We start from the raw sequence: 18,653 nt of genomic DNA on the forward strand, positions 1-18,653 counted from the left end.
CTTGTCGCTTTGCCTTGTCTCAATTCCGGACGGAAAACCGCTGCACACTTTTCCTGGAATTGCTCCCACCGGCCTCGCCGGTTATCGGCCGGCGAGCCTGTTCATGGCCGCTTCGAGGGTCAACGTCTCGCGCTCGCCCGTCTTGCGGTCCTTGACCTCCACCTCGCCCGAGGCGGCGGAACGGGGTCCGACGATCACCTGAACCGGCACGCCGATCAGATCGGCGGTCGCGAACTTGGTGCCGGCGCGCTCGTCCGTGTCGTCGTAGAGCAAGTCCTTGCCGACCGTCGAAAGGCCGCCGTAGAGGGTCTCGCAGAGACGGTCGCAGGCATCGTCGCCGGGCTTCATGTTGATCACCACGACGTCGAAGGGCGCCACGGAAGCCGGCCAGATGATTCCGTTCTCGTCATGCGATGCTTCGATGATGGCGGGAACAAGGCGGGTCGGGCCGATGCCGTAGGAACCCATGTGGACAAGGTGCTCCTTGCCGTCCGGCCCCTGGACCTTCGCACCCATCGGCTCGGAGTATTTGGTGCCGAAATAGAAGATGTGGCCGACCTCGATGCCGCGGGCGGAAAGCCGGTCCGCTTCGGGAATGGCGTTGAAGGCCGCCTCGTCATGCATTTCCGACGTCGCGGCGTAGACCGAGGTCCACTTGTCGAAGATCGCCTTCATCGCATCGACATCATCGAAATTGGTGTCGATGCCGGGGATGTCGAAATTGACGAAATCCTTGTGAGAGAAGACTTCCGATTCACCCGTATCGGCGAGGATGATGAACTCGTGCGAGAGGTTGCCGCCGATCGGGCCGGTATCGGCGCGCATCGGGATCGCCCTGAGCCCAAGCCGCGAGAAGGTGCGCAGATAGGCCGCGAACATCTTGCGGTAGGAATGTTCGGCCCCCTCCTTCGTGAGATCGAAGGAATAGGCGTCCTTCATCAGGAACTCGCGCGAGCGCATGGTGCCGAAACGGGGGCGGATCTCGTCGCGGAACTTCAGCTGGATATGGTAGAGGTTGAGCGGCAGGTTCTTGTAGGATTTGACGTAGGACCGGAAAATGTCCGTGATCATCTCCTCGTTGGTGGGGCCGTAGAGCATCGGCCGGTCCTGCCGGTCCTTGATGCGCAGCATTTCCTTGCCATAGGCGTCATAGCGGCCGCTCTCCTGCCAGAGTTCGGCGGATTGCAGCGTCGGCATGAGGAGTTCGATGGCGCCGGAGCGGTTCTGCTCCTCGCGGATGATGGCATTGACCTTGTCGAGCACCCGCTTGCCGAGCGGCAGCCAGGAGTAAATGCCCTGGCTCTGCTGGCGAATCATGCCGGCACGCAGCATCAGCCGGTGGGACACGATTTCCGCTTCCTTGGGGTTTTCCTTCAGGATGGGCATGAAATAGCGGGAGAGGCGCATCGAGATTTCCGAGAGTTGCCAGGCCTATCCTCGCAACGTCGGGAATCGGCCACTTCTTGAGTAATATTGCGTGCGGTACATAGCCGTTCCGGGCTCTCAAGGGAACCCGCTCCCGCAGGAATCACGCGATGTTCACGATCTTGGCGGCACGTGGGCGCAAGTTTGGACGAATACCGGCAGACCCGCAAAAAGTGGAAATTTCGTGGCGAGCGTGCGACATTTTTGTCAACTGAAAAATTTTGTCCGAGTGTAGCAAAAATACAAAAAAATCGAGTGACAAAGCCCAACCTTTGAGCTAGGTTCAGCTCACAAAAGAGGCAAGGAGTTCAAATTCTTGCCATTTCGCGGTCAAGTCTTGGGAGGATCAGATCTTAGGCGCGTTTATTCGCTGCCCCGGCAACGGTGAAGGATCACGCGAAACTAGAAAACAAGGCTTCACCGCCTTGTTTTTTTTTTGCTTTCTTGAGGGACACGCCAGAACATGGCGTCCTCTCTATCGGCGTCTCCTATGCCTGCGATTGATGACAGGCAGATGACAGCCTTCTCCGCCAGACTGATCTATTTGAAATCCGGCACGATGACCGGGATGTCGGCAACGCCGAAGCCGAAATAGGTCGAGGCGACATGATAGGCCGCATAAAGCACTGCCGAAATCACCGTCGTCAGAAGCACGACGCGGCCGCCGCGGAATTTCGCGGGCGCACTCTCGACCGTTCCGGCAGTCACCTCGCCATCTTCCCGCTGGCTGCGGTAGCCGAGCGGCAGGACGATGAAGAGCACCGTCCACCAGAGGATGAAATAGATTGCGGCGATCGTCAGCAACGACATGAATGGGTTCCGGTTTCTGTTCAGAGCGGCGTTATAGGCCGAAAGGCCGGCAAGCTCAAACGGAGCCGAGGGGACGCGATGCCGCAGGCCGGCTCGGCTGATGAGGCCGCCCCATCCGGCTGCCGCCACCTTCTCCCCGCCAGCGGGGAGAAGGAAATATGCCGCACCGGCATCCCCAATCTCGAAGGCACGGCCTGGCACGTCCCTCTCCCCGCATGCGAGGAGAGGTTAGAGCGCCGGCGAATTGAAAATACCCAGGCTCACACCTGCTCCAGCTCGACCAGCGTGCCGCAAAAATCCTTGGGATGCAGGAAGAGCACCGGCTTGCCATGGGCGCCGGTCTTCGGCTCCCCGTCGCCGAGCACGCGAGCGCCGGAGGCCTGCAGCCTATCGCGGGCGGCAATGATGTCGTCCACTTCGTAGCAGATATGGTGCATGCCGCCCGACGGGTTCTTCTCCAGAAAGGCTGCGATCGGGGAATCGGCACCAAGCGGCTCCAGAAGTTCCACCTTGGTGTTGGAAAGCTCCACGAAAACCACCGTCACGCCATGTTCCGGCAGCGCCTGAGCCTGGGAAACGCGCGCGCCGAGCGTGTCGCGATAGGTCGCGGTGGCGGCGGCGAGATCCGGCACGGCGATGGCGATGTGGTTGACGCGTCCGAGCATGGTTCACCTCCCCCGATGCAGAGCAATCGCACAAGGGGACGTGAAGCGCTGCAGCAAACTCCCAACGATCTCCCCCCTTGAGGGGGAGATGTCACCGAAGGTGACAGAGGGGGGTGGCAACGGCGCGGCAAAGGAAAAAGAAGACAAGGTGTCGAGACGATACCCCCCTCTGCCCTGCCGGGCATCTCCCCCACAAGGGGGGAGATCGGTCTGCCGCACTGTCTTCCTCCCCATGCGCAAATCCTCACTCCAGATCGGCTACAGCCTCGTCACAAACACCGTCACGACCGGCTTCTTGCCCCAGGCCTCGTTGGCGGCGGCGCGCACCGCCCGGCGGACGGCTTCGCGCAGCATGTCGAGATCCTTGCGGCGGGCGCGCGGAATGCTTTCGACCGCGCCGAGCACCGCATCATAGAGCGTGTCCTCCATGTCCTCGCCTTCGTCGTCGAACTCCGGAAGCCCGAAGGCAACGACGTCGGGATCGGTCAGGAAGTCATAGCGATTGTCGAGCAGGATGTTCACCGAAACGTGCCCCACGAAGGAGAGCTTGCGGCGGTCGCCGATGCCCATCTCGTCGAAATCACCGATCAGCTTGCCGTCCTTGAAGATGCGGCCGTGCGGCGCCTCATCGATCACCTCGGCCGGCCCGGGTGCAAGCCGCAGGATATCGCCGTTGCGGACGCGCGGAATGGTCTTGATGCCGGCGGATGCGCCGAGCTCCGCCTGGGCCGTCAGATGCGCGGCCTCGCCATGCACCGGCACGAGGATCTGCGGCCGGGTCCATTCGTACATCTTCAGGAGTTCGTTGCGGCGCGGATGGCCGGAGACGTGCACCAGGGCATCCGAATCCGTCACCACCTTGATGCCCTGCTCGATCAAGCCGTTCTTGATCTCGATGATCGCCTTCTCGTTGCCGGGAATGGTGCGCGAGGAGAACACCACCGTATCGCCGGATGCCAGCGCCACGTTGCGCATCTCGTCACGGGCAATCTTGGCAAGGGCCGCGCGCGGCTCGCCCTGGCTGCCGGTCAGGATGACGACGACCTTGTCGCGCGGGATATAACCGTATTCGTCCTCGGCGATGAAGGGCTTCAGCCCCTCCATGATACCGATGTCGCGGGCGACATCGACGACGCGTTTCAGGGAACTGCCGAGCAGCAGCACTTCGCGGCCGGCGGCTTCGGCGGCCTGGGCAACCGAGCGGATGCGGCCAACATTGGAGGAAAAAGTGGTGATCGCCACCCTGCCCTCGGCTTCCTCGATGATCTTGCGCAGGCCTTCCGACACCTCCTCCTCCGAGGGAGATATGCCTTCGCGCAACGCATTGGTGCTGTCGCACATGAGTGCCAGAACGCCCTCGTCGCCCAGCGCCCGGAAGCGGGCCTCGTCGGTGACCGGGCCGAGCGAAGGGGCGTGATCGATCTTCCAGTCGCCGGTATGGACGACATTGCCGAGCGGCGTGCGGATGACCAGCGACATGGGCTCGGGGATGGAGTGGTTGACGCCAACCGCTTCGATCTCGAACGGGCCGACCGTGATACGGTCGCCGGCCTTGAAGATCGTGACCGGGATATCGGCGCGCGAGCCTTCGTAGTCGCGCTTCGCCTCCAGCATGCCGGCGGTAAACGGCGAGGCATAGACCGGCACGTTGAGGCCCGGCCAGAGGTCGTTCATCGCGCCGTAGTGATCCTCGTGCGCATGGGTGATGATCATTGCCTTGAGGTTCTGGCGCTGGCTTGCGAGGTAACGGATATCCGGCAGCACCAGATCGACGCCCGGCAGTTCCGGTCCGGGAAAGGTGACGCCGCAATCGACCATGATCCACTGGCGTTTCTCCGGCGCACCATAGCCGTAAAGGGCGAGGTTCATGCCGATCTCGCCCACGCCGCCAAGCGGCAGAAACACCAGTTCTTCTTGGTTTGCCATTTCTTCTCTTAATCCGTTCTTTCAAAAAATACATCACCGGCGGCGATCGGCATCGGAGCGCCCTCGCCGGTGTCGAGCATCAGAAATCCCCTATCATCGATACCCGTGAATGTTCCAACAAGCGAGCGGTCCGTCAGGTTCACGGTGATTTTTTCACCGATGCCGCAGGCGACCTTGCGCCAGCGCCGGCTGATTTCCGCCGTCCCCCGTCCTTTATCCCATGCGTCCAGAACATCGGCCATCTCTCTGAAAAGATGCGCGAAAACCTCATCCGGCGACGCACCCGCGCCATGATCGGCAAGCCGCGTGACGCCATAGGGGGCGTCATCAGGCATATGGCGGATATTGATGCCGATCCCGATCACCAGCGCGCGGCGGCCGTCCGGCAGGGCCTCGCCTTCCAGAAGAATGCCGCAGGTCTTCTTGCGGCCGATCAGGATATCGTTCGGCCATTTGACCTCCAGCGGCTCGCCGCCAGGCGGCAGCACGGAACGGATCGCCGCATGCACGGCCACCGCAACCGCCAGCGGCAGCGAGGCGATGCGCTCGGCAGGCGCCGGATCGATGAGCAGCAGGGAGGCGTAGAGATTGCCGGGTTCCGAGGTCCAGGCCCTGCCGCGCCGGCCGCGGCCGGTGAGCTGCCGGCCCGCGGTAATCCATAACAAACCGGAATCGCCCGCGCGGGCGCGGGCGAGACATTCGCTATTGGTGGAGCCAATCTCGCTCAGAGCTTCGTGGCGAAAGGCATCGAGCGAGAAGCGTCCCCTTGGATCCGTCATTCTCAGAAGAAGGACTTGGCGGCCGCGTTCGCGGCCGTGCCGATCGGACCGCCGAACAGCACATAGGCCGTGACGAAGAGGCCGGAAAGACCGAAGACCAGGCGCAGTTCGCCGGAGATGCGGGCGAACTCGCCCTTGGCCTCGTCGAACCACATCAGCTTGACGATGCGCAGGTAATAATAGGCGCCGATGACCGACGAGATAACGCCGATGATCGCCAGCGCGTAAAGCTTCGCCTCGATCGCCGCCACGAAGACGAAATACTTGGCGAAGAAGCCCGCGAGCGGCGGAATGCCGGCCATGGAGAACATCAGCGCCGTCAGCACGACCGCCATGAAGGGCTTGGTCGACGAAAGACCGGCGAGATCGTCGACATTCTCGACATTGCCGCCTTCCTTGCGGCGCATCGCCATGATGCAGGCAAACGTACCAAGCGTCATGACCATGTAGATGGCCATGTAGAGCGCGACCCCGGAGACGCCGGTCTCGGTGCCCGCCGCAAGGCCGACGAGCGCATAGCCCATGTGGCCGATCGAGGAATAGGCCATCAGGCGCTTGATGTTGCGCTGTCCGATCGCAGCGAACGAGCCGAGCAGCATGGAGGCGATCGACACGAAGACGATGATCTGGCGCCAGTCGGCGACGATCGGCAGGAAGGCCTCCGACACGATACGGACGAGGATCGCCATCGCGGCGACCTTCGGGCCGGCGGCAAAGAAGGCGGTGACCGGCGTCGGGGCGCCTTCATAGACGTCCGGCGTCCACATGTGGAACGGCACGGCCGAGATCTTGAAGCAGGCGCCGGCGAGCACGAAGACCATCCCGAAGATGAGGCCCATATGACGCGTCTCGGCGGAGAGGACGCCGGCGATCTCGTCGAAACCGGTGTTGCCGGTGAAGCCGTAGACCAGCGACATGCCGTAAAGCATCATGCCCGAGGACAGCGCGCCGAGGACGAAATATTTCAGGCCCGCTTCGGTCGAGCGCACGCTGTCGCGGTTGAAGGCGGCGACGACATAGAGCGCCAGCGACATCAATTCGAGCGCGAGATAGAAGGCGATCAGATCGTTCGCCGAAATCAGCAGCAGCATGCCGAGGGTGGAGAGCACCAGCAGGACCGGAAACTCGAAACGGTCGAGCTGATCGGACCGGCCGCTGCCGACCGACATGACCATCGCGACGATCGAGCCGATCAGCGCGAGGACCTTCATGAAACGGGCGAAGGGATCGAGCAGGAAGGCACCGCCATAGGCTTCGCCTTCGCCCGGCATGAAGATCAGCCAGAGGCCGGCGACGGCCAGCAGCGCCACCGCAAGCCCCGTCACCAGCGGTCCGGACTTCTCACCGGAGAAGACGCCGATCATCAGGAGAGCGAGCGCGCCCACGGCCAGGATGATCTCCGGCATGGAGAGTTGCAGGCTGAGGGAAAGTAGTTCAGCGGTCATGTCCAGTCGTGTCCCGTCTCAGTGCACGTTGAGTGCAAGGTCTTTCGCCGCCTGCAGGGCTGCGGAATAATTGTTCACCAGCTGATCCACCGAGGCAGCCGTCGCATCGAAGATCGGGGCCGGATAGAAGCCGTAGAAGATGGTGATGGCGATCAGCGGATAGAGGATGAGCTTTTCGCGGGCGGAAAGGTCGAGCAGCGCCTTCAGGCTTTCCTTCTCCAGCGCGCCGAAGATCACCCGGCGGTAGAGCCAGAGCGCATAGGAGGCCGACAGGATGACGCCGGTCGCCGCGAAGAGCGCCACCCAAGTGTTGACCCGGAAGACGCCGATGATCGTCAGGAACTCGCCGACGAAACCGGACGTGCCCGGCAGGCCGACATTCGCCATCGTGAAGATCATGAAGGCGACGGCATATTTCGGCATGTTGTTGACGAGGCCGCCATAGGCCGCGATCTCGCGGGTGTGCAGCCGGTCATAGACGACGCCGACGCAGAGGAAGAGCGCGCCGGAGACGATGCCGTGCGACAGCATCTGGAAGAGCGCGCCCTGGAGACCCTGAACGTTCGCCGCGAAGATGCCCATGGTGACATAGCCCATGTGCGCGACGGACGAATAGGCGATCAGCTTCTTGATGTCGACCTGCATCATCGCCACCAGCGAGGTGTAGATGATGGCGAGCACCGACAGCGTGAAGACGAAGGGCGCGAAATAGTCCGACGCCAGCGGGAACATCGCAAGCGAGAAGCGTACGAAACCATAGCCGCCGAGCTTCAGCATGACGCCCGCCAGGATGACAGAACCCGCGGTCGGAGCCTGGACGTGCGCGTCCGGAAGCCAGGTATGGACCGGCCACATCGGCATCTTGACCGAGAAGGCCGCAAAGCAGGCGAGCCACAGCCAGGTCTGCATGCCGGCCGGGAAACCGTATTTCAGGAGTTCGGTAATGTCGGTCGTGCCGGCCTGCCAATACATCGCCATGATGGCGAGCATCATCAGCACCGAGCCGAGCAGCGTATAGAGGAAGAACTTGTAGGAGGCGTAGACGCGATCCTTGCCGCCCCAGACGCCGATGATGACGAACATCGGGATGAGGGTCGCTTCGAAGAAGACATAGAAGAGCACGATATCGAGCGAGACGAAGACGCCGACCATGACCACTTCCAGGAGCAGGAAGGCGATCATGTATTCCTTGAGGCGCTTCTCGACCGATTCCCAGCTCGCCAGCACGCAGAAGGGCATCAGGAAGGTCGTCAGGATGACGAACAGCATGGAGATGCCGTCGACGCCGAGATGGTAGGAGATGCCGGTGCCGAGCCAGGCATGCTTCTCGACCATCTGGAAGCCGGGGTTCGAATTGTCGAAGCCGATCCAGATGAAGAGCGAGACGACGAAGGTGAAAACCGTCGTGAATAGCGAGACGTTCAGGATGTTGCGGCGGCCATGGGGCCCGTCCTCCCGCGTCAGAAGCAGCAGAAGAACGCCGACCAGCGGCAGAAAGGTGACCGTCGAGAGAATTGGCCAGTCGGTCATTACATTGAGCTCCCGAGCATCATCCAGGTGACGAGGGCGGCGATGCCGATCAGCATCGCGAACGCATAGTGATAGAGATAACCGGACTGCAGCTTGACGACCCGGCTGGTGACGTCGACCACGCGGGCGGCAACGCCGTTCGGGCCGTAGGTATCGATGACGCCGATATCACCCTTCTGCCACAGGAACCGGCCAAGCGCCTTGGCGGAGCGGACGAAGAGGAAGTCGTAGATTTCGTCGAAATACCACTTGTTGAGCAGGAATTCGTAGAGAACCCTCTGCGACGCGGCGAGACGGCGGGGCGTTTCCGGCGACTTGATATAGAAGTACCAGGCGGTGACGAAGCCGATCGCCATGGCGATGAACGGGCTCCACTTCACCAGCAGCGGCACGTGGTGGAACTCCTCGAGGATCTCGTTTTCCGGCAGGGTGAACAGCGCGCCCTTCCAGAACTCTGCATATTCATGGCCGAAGAAATAGCCTTCGAAGATCACGCCGGCGAGAACCGCGCCGATGCCGAGGATGTAGAGCGGAACCAGCATGACCGCCGGCGATTCATGCACGTGGTGCATCACGTCGGCGGACGCGCGCGGCTTGCCGAAGAAGGTCAGGAAGGCGAGACGCCAGGAATAGAAGCTGGTGAAGAGAGCAGCGATGACCAGCAGCGTGAAGGCGAAGCCCGAAGCCACCGAATGGGAGGCGAAGGCGCTCTCGATGATCACGTCCTTGGAGAAGAAGCCGGCAAAGCCGATCATCGTGCCGGGGATGCCGACGCCGGTCAGCGCCAGCGTGCCGATCGTCATCATCCAGAAGGTGATCGGGATGTGCTTCCTGAGCCCGCCCATGTAGCGCATGTCCTGCTCGCCATCGACGGCATGGATGACCGAGCCGGCGCCCAGGAACAGCAGCGCCTTGAAGAAGGCGTGCGTGAAGAGGTGGAAGATCGCCGCCCCATACGCCCCTACCCCGAGCGCCACGAACATGTAGCCGAGCTGCGAGCAGGTGGAATAGGCGATGACGCGCTTGATGTCGTTCTGGACGAGGCCGACGGTCGCCGCGAAGAAGGCGGTGATCGCCCCGATGATCGTCACCACGAGCAGCGCGTCATGCGACAGTTCGAAGAGCGGCGACATGCGGGCGACCAGGAACACGCCGGCGGTGACCATGGTCGCGGCATGGATGAGGGCTGAGACCGGGGTCGGGCCTTCCATGGCGTCCGGCAGCCAGGTGTGCAGCAGGAACTGTGCCGACTTACCCATCGCCCCCATGAAGAGCAGCAGGCAGACGACGGTCATCGCGCCCGCCTTGTCGAGCTGCAGGCCGAAGATGTTGACGATCGCCTGCCCCGCTTCCGGCGACCCTTCGGCCGGCAGATAGGTAGCGGCGGCGGCGAAGATCGTCTCGAAGCTGATCGAGCCGAAGAGCACGAAGACGCCGGCAATGCCGAGCACGAAGCCGAAATCGCCGACACGGTTGACGATGAAGGCCTTCATCGCTGCGGCGGAGGCCGAGGGCTTCTTGTACCAGAAACCGATGAGAAGATAGGACGCCAGACCCACGCCTTCCCAGCCGAAGAACATCTGGGCAAGGTTGTCCGACGTGACGAGCATCAGCATCGCGAAGGTGAAGAGCGACAGATAGGCGAAGAAGCGCGGCCGGTGCGGGTCATGGTGCATGTAGCCGATCGAATAGATATGCACCAGCGACGAGACCGTGTTGACGACCACGAACATGACCGCCGTCAGCGTATCGATCCGGAAAGCCCACTCGACATCGATGCCGCCGGACTGGATCCAGCGCATCACCGGAACCTTGATGACCTCGCCGGCTTCGCCGTGGGCGAGCGCGACGTTGAAGAAGACGATCCAGGACAGAACGGCCGCGACGACCATCAGGCCGCTGGTGACGTATTCGGACGTCTTGGCGCCGATCTGGCGGCCGAAGAGGCCGGCGATGAGGAAGCCGATCAGGGGAAGGAAGACGATAGCCTGGTAGATCATGACCCGATCAGCCCTTCATCATATTGACGTCTTCGACGGCGATCGAACCGCGGTTGCGGTAGAAGACGACGAGAATTGCAAGACCGATGGCGGCTTCGGCGGCCGCGACGGTCAGAATGAACAATGCGAAGACCTGGCCGACGATGTCGTTCAGGAAGGAGGAGAAGGCCACCATGTTGAGGTTGACCGAGAGCAGAATGAGCTCCACCGACATCAGGATGATGATGACGTTCTTGCGGTTCAGGAAGATGCCGAAAACGCCGAGGATGAAGAGGATGGCGCTGACCGTGAGATAATGGGAAAGTCCGATTTCCATTTTTCTATTCCTGTTCCCTGTCTCAGACGCCCTGGCCCGGCTTGACCTTGACCACCTCGACGGCGGTCGCGGGCGTACGGGCCACCTGCCTGGAAATATCCTGCCGCTTGATGTTGGTGCGGTGACGCAGCGTCAATACGATGGCGCCGATCATCGCCACCAGAAGCACCAGGCCGGCGATCTGGAAGAAGTAGACGTAATTCGTATAGAGCACGTCGCCGAGCGCGGCCGTATTGGTGCGTTCCGCCGGATTGGGGATCGGCATGGTGATCGCCCGCGCCGCATCCGTGGTCAGAACACTGCCGCCGATGACGACGATGAGCTCGGCCGCGACGATGAGGCCGATCAGGATGCCGATCGGCGCATATTGCAGCACGCCGGAGCGCAGTTCCGCGAAGTCGATGTCGAGCATCATGACGACGAAGAGGAAGAGGACCGCGACCGCGCCGATATAGACGACCAGGAGGATCATCGCCAGGAATTCGGCGCCGGTCAGCAGGAAGAGACCCGCCGCGTTGAAGAAGACCAGGATGAGGAAGAGCACCGAGTGGACCGGGTTCCTGGCCGAGATGACCATGAACGCCGACGCCACCGCGACGAACGCAAAGAGATAGAAGAAGATAGCCTGCAGACCCATCGTGGTGCCTTTTCGTCCTCACCGGGACCGGGGCGGACGCCCCTTCCCGTCGAAACCCGGCGCCGTCGTTTCCGCACCGGGCATTTCATCCAATGTCACCAGTGCCGGCGGCACCGGAAAGATGCATCCCGCCTCAGCGGTAGGGCGCATCCAAAGCGATATTGCGGGCGATCTCCCGCTCCCAGCGGTCGCCGTTTTCCAAGAGCCGCGCCTTGTCGAAGTAAAGCTCCTCGCGCGTCTCGGTCGAGAACTCGAAGTTCGGCCCCTCGACGATCGCATCGACCGGGCAGGCCTCCTGGCAGAAGCCGCAATAGATGCACTTCACCATGTCGATATCGTAGCGCACCGTGCGGCGGGTGCCGTCGTTGCGGCGCGGGCCTGCTTCGATGGTGATCGCCTGGGCAGGACAGATCGCCTCGCAGAGCTTGCAGGCGATGCAGCGCTCCTCGCCGTTCGGATAGCGGCGCAGCGCATGTTCGCCGCGGAAGCGCGGGGAGACCGGCCCCTTCTCGAACGGATAGTTGATCGTCGCCTTCTGCTTGAAGAAGTAGCGCATCGACAGGAAGAAGGCGCCGACGAACTCCTTCAGGAACAGCGAATTCACGGCCTGGCCGAGACTTGCCATCTTTATTCTCCAATGATGCCAGAAGCTTGGGCGAATATCTCAACAGGCATCTTCAAGCCCATCCCATAAGCTTCAGCACGAATGCGGTAATGACGACCATGGCGAGCGACAGCGGCAGGAAGACCTTCCAGCCGAGACGCATGAGCTGGTCGTAGCGGTAGCGCGGTACGAAGGCCTTCACCATGGCGAACATGAAGAAGACGAGCGTCGCCTTCAGCACGAACCAGATGATGCCCGGCACCCAGTTGAGGATCGCGATATCGACCGGCGGCAGCCAGCCGCCCAGGAATAGGATGGTCGTCAGCGAGCACATCAGCACGACGGCTGCGTATTCGCCGAGCATGAACATCATGTACGGGGTCGAGCCGTATTCGACCATGAAGCCGGCGACGAGTTCCGATTCCGCTTCCGGAAGGTCGAAGGGCGGGCGATTGGTTTCCGCCAGCGCCGAGATGAAGAAGACGACGAACATCGGGAACAGCGCCAGCCAGTGCCAGTCGAGGAAGGAAGCCGGTAGGCCGAGCATCGTTCCGAGGCCGCTGTTCTGCGCGTTGACGATATCGGTGAGGTTCAGCGAACCGACGCAGAGCAGCACGGTGACGATGACGAAGCCGATCGAGACCTCGTAGGACACCATCTGCGCCGCCGAACGGAGCGCGCCGAGGAACGGATACTTCGAGTTCGAAGCCCAGCCGCCCATGATGATGCCGTAGACTTCGAGCGAGGAGATCGCGAAAACGTAGAGGATGCCGACATTGATGTTGGCGATCACCCAGTTCTGGTTCACCGGGATCACCGCCCAGGTGGCGAGCGCCAGCGTCACGGCGACCAGCGGGGCGAGCAGGAAGACGCCCTTGTTGGCGCCGGCCGGAACGACCGGCTCCTTGAAGACGAACTTCAAAAGGTCCGCGAAGGACTGGAAGAGACCGAAGGGACCGACGACGTTCGGGCCGCGGCGCAACTGCACGGCCGCCCAGATCTTGCGGTCGGCGAGCAGGATGTAGGCGATGAAGACAAGCAGGCAGACCAAGAGCAGCAGCGACTGTCCGATCATGACGATCGCCGGCCAGACGTAGGTCGAAAAGAACGAATCCATGTTCATAATTACTCCGCCGCAGCCTGGAAATTGTTGCGGGCCAATGCCGAGCATTCAGCCATGACGGCGGAAGCGCGGGCGATCGGGTTCGTCAAATAGAAGTCTTTGATCGGAGACGCAAACCCGGACTTCGTCATAGCACCAGCTTTTTGACCAAGTGCGGCAATTTCGTTGACCGAGCCGGCCGCGATCTCGTCGATGGCGGCGAAGTGCGGATAGGCTTCATAGAGTTTCGTGCGGAGCTGCGCGAGAGAATCGAAGGGCAGCTTCCTGCCGAGCACATCCGAGAGCGCGCGCAGGATCGCCCAGTCCTCGCGGGCCTCGCCCGGCGCGAAACCGGCGCGGTTGCCCATCTGGACGCGGCCCTCGGTATTGACCCAGGTGCCGGACTTTTCCGTATAGGCAGCGCCCGGCAGGATGACGTCGGCGGTATGAGCACCGGCATCGCCATGGCTGCCGATATAGACGGTGAACCCGGCGTTCTTCTTCGAGAAGTCGAGCTCATCGGCACCGAGCAGGAAGAGCACATCCATGCCGGCGAGCATGTGAGCGGCATCGGCACCCTTGGCGCCCGGCACGAAGCCGAGATCGAGGCCGCCGACGCGGGAAGCGGCCGTGTGCAGCACGGCAAAACCGTTCCAGTCTTCCGTCAAGGCACCGACGGAGCCGGCAAGCTGAGCGGCAGCCGCCAGAACCGCTGCACCATCCGGGCGGGCAAGAGCCCCCTGCCCTACGATGATCATCGGGTTCTTGGCGTTGCGCAGCTTGTCGACGAAGCTGTTGGCGCCGGAAGCAAGATCGGAAAGCGTTTCCGGGCCCGCACCGAGATAGTCGTAGACGTAGCGCAGTTCGCTGACTTCGCCGATCACGCCGATCGGGAAGTTGCCGCGACGGAAGCGCTTGCGGATGCGGGCGTTGAGGACGGCGGCTTCGAGGCGCGGATTGGCGCCGATCAGAAGCAGTGCGCCCGCCTGTTCGATGCCCTCGATCGTCGGGTTGAAAAGGTAGCTTGCACGACCGAGCGACGGATCAAGCGCCGTCCCGTCCTGGCGACAGTCGAGGTTTTCCGAACCGAGCGATTTGATCAGTTCCTTCAGCGCATACATTTCCTCGACCGAGGCGAGATCGCCGGCGATCGCGCCGATCTTGTCGGCAGAGGCCGCCGAAACCGCAGCCTTGATGGCACCGAAGGCCTCGCCCCAGGAGGCGGCCTGCAGACGACCGTTCTTGCGGACATAGGGCCGGTCGAGGCGCTGGGTCTTCAGGCCGTCCCAGATGAAGCGGGTCTTGTCGGAAATCCACTCCTCGTTCACCTGCTCGTTGACGCGCGGCATAATGCGCATGACTTCACGGCCGCGCGTATCGACGCGGATCGCGGAGCCGACCGCATCCATCACGTCGATCGATTCGGTCTTGCCGAGCTCCCACGGGCGGGCGGTGAAGGCGAAGGGCCTGGAGGTCAGCGCGCCGACCGGGCAAAGGTCGATGACATTGCCCTGCAGCTCGGAGGTCATGGCCTGTTCGAGATAGGTGGTGATTTCGGCATCCTCGCCGCGGCCGATCAGACCGAGCTCGGAAATGCCGCCGACTTCCGTCGTGAAGCGGACGCAGCGCGTGCAGTGGATGCAGCGGTTCATCACGGTCTTGACGAGCGGTCCGATATACTTGTCTTCGACGGCACGCTTGTTTTCCGTGTAGCGCGAACTGTCGATGCCGAAGGCCATGGCCTGGTCCTGCAGGTCGCATTCGCCGCCCTGGTCGCAGATCGGGCAATCGAGCGGATGGTTGATCAGCAGGAATTCCATCACGCCTTCGCGGGCCTTCTTGACCATCGGCGTGTTGGTAAAGACTTCCGGCAGCTCGCCGTTCGGGCCGCCACGGATATCGCGCACGCCCATGGCGCAGGAGGCGGCCGGCTTCGGCGGCCCGCCCTTCACCTCGATCAGGCACATGCGGCAGTTGCCCGCGACCGAAAGACGCTCGTGAAAACAAAAGCGCGGAACCTCGGCACCGGCTTCCTCGCACGCCTGGAGCAGCGTGAAATGATCCGGAACCTCGATTTCCTTGCCGTCTACCTTCAGCTTAACCATCGTCTCACTAACGTCCTTAGTTCCATCCCTCGGCGCCAAGCGCCCGGGACATGATCTCTTATTTCAACAGAGCTTTCGCCTGGCCGACCCAATCGTCCCGCCGGATGCGCCCTTCGAAACCCAATTCCTTGTCGAAGCGGGCAATGTCGGCATCGTTCCAGGCGGCGATCTCGGCAAGACCGGTGACGCCCATGCCCTTCAGAACCCCCTCCAGCTTCGGGCCGATGCCCGAAATCCGCTTCAGGTCGTCGGCCGAGGCAGACGCCTTTGCCGCGGGCTTTGCCTTGGCCGGCTTCCGTACCGGAACCTTGCCAGCCGGGGCCTTAACAGAAACTCCGGCTGCGGGCTTCGGCGCTGCCTTGGTCTTGGCGGCCGTATCCGCCGGAGCAACGACCTTCTTCTCTGCAGCCGGCTTTGCGGCCTTGCGAACCGGCTTAGCCTTCGGCTTTTCGGCGACCGGCGGCACCGGTTCTGCCACGGCGGCGGCGCGCGACGTCACAGGCTTCTCGACCGGAGCAGAAACTTCGGCCCCCGCCGGCTGATTGCGCTGGTTAGCCGCCTCCATGGCCCCCTGCAGCACGCCGAAGAAGGCGCTCGCCATCTGGTTCGCGAAACCGAAACCGATCGCAGTGGCCGCGGCCATGGCGGCCGCCGGATGCGCCAGCAGCGGATTGAGCGACAGCGCTTCGGAAAAATAAGGCAGGCGCGTGGGATCGAACGCCGGATGCTGATCCGCCGCCTCCATATCCCGCCGATCCTCGCCTTTCTTCGTCAAAATCCTTACTCCGCAGCTTCCAGAACGGCACCATGGTCCATGGCGTTGTAGGTGTACTGGTCGATACGCGCTTCGATCTCCGCACGGAAGTTGCGGATGAGACCCTGGACCGGCCAGGCGGCCGCATCACCGAGCGCGCAGATCGTATGGCCTTCGATCTGTTTGGAGACCTGGAAGAGCATGTCGATCTCGCGCTTCTGCGCGTTGCCCCTCACCATGCGCTCCATGACGCGCCACATCCAGCCCGTGCCTTCGCGGCAGGGCGTGCACTGCCCGCAGCTCTCGTGCTTGAAGAAGGCCGAGAGGCGGGCGATCGCCTTGATGACGTCGGTCGACTTGTCCATGACGATGATGGCCGCCGTGCCGAACGACGACTTCTTGTCGCGCATGCCGTCGAAGTCCATGATGGCGTCGTCCATGTCCTCGCCGCGAATGATCGGGCAGGATGCGCCGCCCGGAATGACGCCGAGGAGATTGTCCCAACCACCACGGATGCCGCCGGCATGCTTCTCGATCAGCTCGCGGAAGGGAATGCTCATGGCTTCCTCGACCGTGCAGGGCTTGTTCACGTGGCCCGAGATCATGAAGAGCTTGGTGCCGACATTGTTCGGGCGGCCGATCGACGAGAACCAGCCGGCGCCGCGACGCAGAATGGTCGGCGCGACCGCGATCGACTCGACGTTGTTGACCGTCGTCGGGCAGCCGTAGAGGCCCATATTCGCCGGGAACGGCGGCTTCAGGCGCGGCTGGCCCTTCTTGCCTTCGAGGCTTTCGAGCAGTGCCGTCTCTTCGCCGCAGATGTAGGCGCCGGCGCCGTGATGGACGTAGATGTCGAAGTCCCAGCCGAGCTTGTTGTTCTTGCCGAGCAGGCCGAAGTCATAGCACTCGTCGATCGCCGCCTGCAGCGCCTCGCGCTCGCGCATATATTCGCCGCGAACGTAGATGTAGGCCGTATGGGCGCCCATGGCGAAACCGGCGATGACGCAGCCTTCGATCAGCGTATGCGGATCGTGGCGCATGATCTCGCGGTCCTTGCAGGTGCCGGGCTCGGATTCGTCGGCGTTGACCACGAGGTAATGCGGGCGGCCGTCCGATTCCTTCGGCATGAAGGACCATTTGAGGCCGGTCGGGAAGCCTGCGCCGCCGCGGCCGCGAAGGCCTGACGCCTTCATCTCGTTGATGATCCAGTCGCGGCCCTTTTCGAGAATCTGCCTGGTGCCGTCCCAATGGCCGCGGCTCATCGCGCCTTTGAGCGACTTGTCCTTGAGACCGTAGATGTTGGTGAAGATGCGATCCTGATCCTTAAGCATGTCTCACCCCTTACCGCGGCTTCTTGCCGAAGACTTTAATGTATTCGGCCTCGCCGCCCTTGGCGAGCGCCTTCGCCTGCTTCACCCAGTCGTCGCGTTCGATGCGGCCCCTGAAATTCAGATATCCGTCGACCCATTCGCGTTCCGCCTTCTTCCAGGCAGCGACTTGCGCGAAAGTGAAGATGCCGAGTTCGTGCAGAATGGCCTCGATCTTCGGCCCGACGCCGGAGATCATCTTGAGATCGTCCGGCGTGGCCGGCTTCTCGATCCCCTTCGGGCGGTTCTTGTCCTCGAGCGACGGCTTTTCAGCCCTGGCGGCGGCCGGCCTGGCCGGCGCCGTCGCGGCACCGGGTTCGGCTGGCGCGCCTTCGGCCGCGCTGCCGACGGCCTTCGGGTCCGGCTCGCTCTTGGCGGTGCCCGAGAGCGGCTGGGCTTCCGCAGCTTTGGCGTTCTTCGCGGCGGCTTTAGGCGCGGTGGCGGGCGTCTTGAGCTTCGGATCCGTTTCCGGCGCCGTATCCTTCGGGCGGGCGGCATCGGCCGGCGGAACCGGGGCTGCATCGGCGGCCGGCTGCGGCTCGAGATTGGTGCGAACCGGCTTCACGTCTTCCAGAAGCGTCAGCGGCCCACCTTCCGGCGCGGCGAAATGCCGGTCGATCTGCGGGCCGGGCTTGATCTCGTGGCCCCTGCCCGCTTCGAAAGCGTCGATGATCTCCTCGAGGCGCTCCGGCGTCAGGTCCTCATAGGCATCCTTGAAGATGATGACCATCGGCGCGTTGACGCAGGCGCCCTGACACTCGACCTCTTCCCAAGAGAGCGTGCCGTCGGCATTCAGCTCGAACGGGTCGTGGTGGATCTTATGCTGACAGACCTTCATCAGGTCTTCCGCGCCGCGCAGCATGCAGGGCGTCGTGCCGCAGACCTGGATATGGGCGCGGGTGCCGACCGGCTTCAGCTGGAACTGCGTATAGAAGGTCGCGACCTCCAGCACCCGGATGAGCGGCATGTCCAGCTTGTTCGCGACATATTCGATCGCCGCGCGGGTGACCCAACCGTCCTGCTCCTGCGCGCGCATGAGAAGCGGAATGACGGCGGACTGCTGCCGGCCTTCGGGATATTTCCTGATCGTTGCCTCGGCCCAGACGGCATTCTCGTCATTGAAGGCGAATACTGCCGGCTGCACCTTGTCTTCGGCTAATCGACGAACGGACATTCTTTTCCACGCCT

At 62.6% G+C, this 18,653-nt stretch carries 16 protein-coding genes; all 16 read right to left on the minus strand.

Translation table 11 applies throughout. The annotated features are described in order from the left end of the window. Positions 1 to 81 precede the first annotated feature (81 nt). The 16 genes from proS to nuoE all read right to left on the minus strand — a co-directional run bounded on the left by proS (position 82) and on the right by nuoE (position 18,639). Entirely contained in the window at positions 82 to 1,407 is a 1,326-nt protein-coding gene (gene proS / locus QTA58_RS00610; protein ID WP_289671296.1) for a proline--tRNA ligase, read from the minus strand. 558 nt (positions 1,408 to 1,965) lie between these two features. Further along, positions 1,966 to 2,235 (minus strand): DUF1467 family protein, encoded by a 270-nt coding sequence (locus QTA58_RS00615; protein WP_289671297.1) that lies wholly within the window; start codon positions 2,233 to 2,235, stop codon positions 1,966 to 1,968. A 260-nt stretch (positions 2,236 to 2,495) separates the two neighbouring features. Next, positions 2,496 to 2,900, minus strand: a complete 405-nt coding sequence (gene mce, locus QTA58_RS00620; RefSeq protein WP_289671298.1) for a methylmalonyl-CoA epimerase — start codon at positions 2,898 to 2,900, stop codon at positions 2,496 to 2,498. A gap of 258 nt (positions 2,901 to 3,158) precedes the next feature. Continuing rightward, positions 3,159 to 4,826, minus strand: a complete 1,668-nt coding sequence (locus QTA58_RS00625) for a ribonuclease J (RefSeq protein WP_289671299.1) — start codon at positions 4,824 to 4,826, stop codon at positions 3,159 to 3,161. 8 nt (positions 4,827 to 4,834) lie between these two features. Then, positions 4,835 to 5,605, minus strand: coding sequence for a biotin--[acetyl-CoA-carboxylase] ligase (locus QTA58_RS00630; RefSeq protein WP_289671300.1), 771 nt, complete (start codon positions 5,603 to 5,605; stop codon positions 4,835 to 4,837). Between the two features lie 2 nt (positions 5,606 to 5,607). Continuing rightward, the gene (gene nuoN / locus QTA58_RS00635) at positions 5,608 to 7,050 is read right to left on the minus strand and encodes an NADH-quinone oxidoreductase subunit NuoN (protein ID WP_289671301.1); all 1,443 of its coding nucleotides are present in this window, start codon (positions 7,048 to 7,050) and stop codon (positions 5,608 to 5,610) included. An 18-nt stretch (positions 7,051 to 7,068) separates the two neighbouring features. Next, positions 7,069 to 8,580: an NADH-quinone oxidoreductase subunit M gene (locus QTA58_RS00640; RefSeq protein ID WP_289671302.1), complete on the minus strand. Its 1,512-nt coding sequence runs from the start codon at positions 8,578 to 8,580 to the stop codon at positions 7,069 to 7,071. Then, complete coding sequence (nuoL, locus tag QTA58_RS00645) at positions 8,580 to 10,580, minus strand: NADH-quinone oxidoreductase subunit L (protein ID WP_289671303.1); 2,001 nt, start codon at positions 10,578 to 10,580, stop codon at positions 8,580 to 8,582. The genes QTA58_RS00640 and nuoL overlap by 1 nt, the downstream gene beginning before the upstream one ends. Positions 10,581 to 10,587: 7 nt before the next feature. After that, the gene (gene nuoK, locus QTA58_RS00650) at positions 10,588 to 10,896 is read right to left on the minus strand and encodes an NADH-quinone oxidoreductase subunit NuoK (RefSeq protein ID WP_085423062.1); all 309 of its coding nucleotides are present in this window, start codon (positions 10,894 to 10,896) and stop codon (positions 10,588 to 10,590) included. A 22-nt stretch (positions 10,897 to 10,918) separates the two neighbouring features. After that, entirely contained in the window at positions 10,919 to 11,533 is a 615-nt protein-coding gene (locus QTA58_RS00655; protein WP_085423061.1) for an NADH-quinone oxidoreductase subunit J, read from the minus strand. Between the two features lie 133 nt (positions 11,534 to 11,666). Beyond that, the gene (nuoI, locus tag QTA58_RS00660; RefSeq protein ID WP_085423060.1) at positions 11,667 to 12,158 is read right to left on the minus strand and encodes an NADH-quinone oxidoreductase subunit NuoI; all 492 of its coding nucleotides are present in this window, start codon (positions 12,156 to 12,158) and stop codon (positions 11,667 to 11,669) included. A gap of 52 nt (positions 12,159 to 12,210) precedes the next feature. Continuing rightward, entirely contained in the window at positions 12,211 to 13,254 is a 1,044-nt protein-coding gene (nuoH, locus tag QTA58_RS00665; RefSeq protein ID WP_289673307.1) for an NADH-quinone oxidoreductase subunit NuoH, read from the minus strand. A gap of 8 nt (positions 13,255 to 13,262) precedes the next feature. Beyond that, complete coding sequence (gene nuoG / locus QTA58_RS00670) at positions 13,263 to 15,344, minus strand: NADH-quinone oxidoreductase subunit NuoG (protein WP_085423059.1); 2,082 nt, start codon at positions 15,342 to 15,344, stop codon at positions 13,263 to 13,265. Positions 15,345 to 15,402: 58 nt separating this feature from the next. Next, positions 15,403 to 16,119: a 5' DNA nuclease gene (locus tag QTA58_RS00675; RefSeq protein ID WP_289671305.1), complete on the minus strand. Its 717-nt coding sequence runs from the start codon at positions 16,117 to 16,119 to the stop codon at positions 15,403 to 15,405. 5 nt (positions 16,120 to 16,124) lie between these two features. Then, positions 16,125 to 17,429, minus strand: a complete 1,305-nt coding sequence (gene nuoF / locus QTA58_RS00680; protein ID WP_289671306.1) for an NADH-quinone oxidoreductase subunit NuoF — start codon at positions 17,427 to 17,429, stop codon at positions 16,125 to 16,127. Positions 17,430 to 17,439: 10 nt separating this feature from the next. Beyond that, positions 17,440 to 18,639: an NADH-quinone oxidoreductase subunit NuoE gene (gene nuoE, locus QTA58_RS00685; RefSeq protein WP_289671307.1), complete on the minus strand. Its 1,200-nt coding sequence runs from the start codon at positions 18,637 to 18,639 to the stop codon at positions 17,440 to 17,442. Positions 18,640 to 18,653 lie beyond the last annotated feature (14 nt).

Origin of the sequence: Neorhizobium sp. CSC1952, assembly GCF_030378245.1 — a bacterium.
Lineage (GTDB): Bacteria > Pseudomonadota > Alphaproteobacteria > Rhizobiales > Rhizobiaceae > Neorhizobium > Neorhizobium oryzae_A.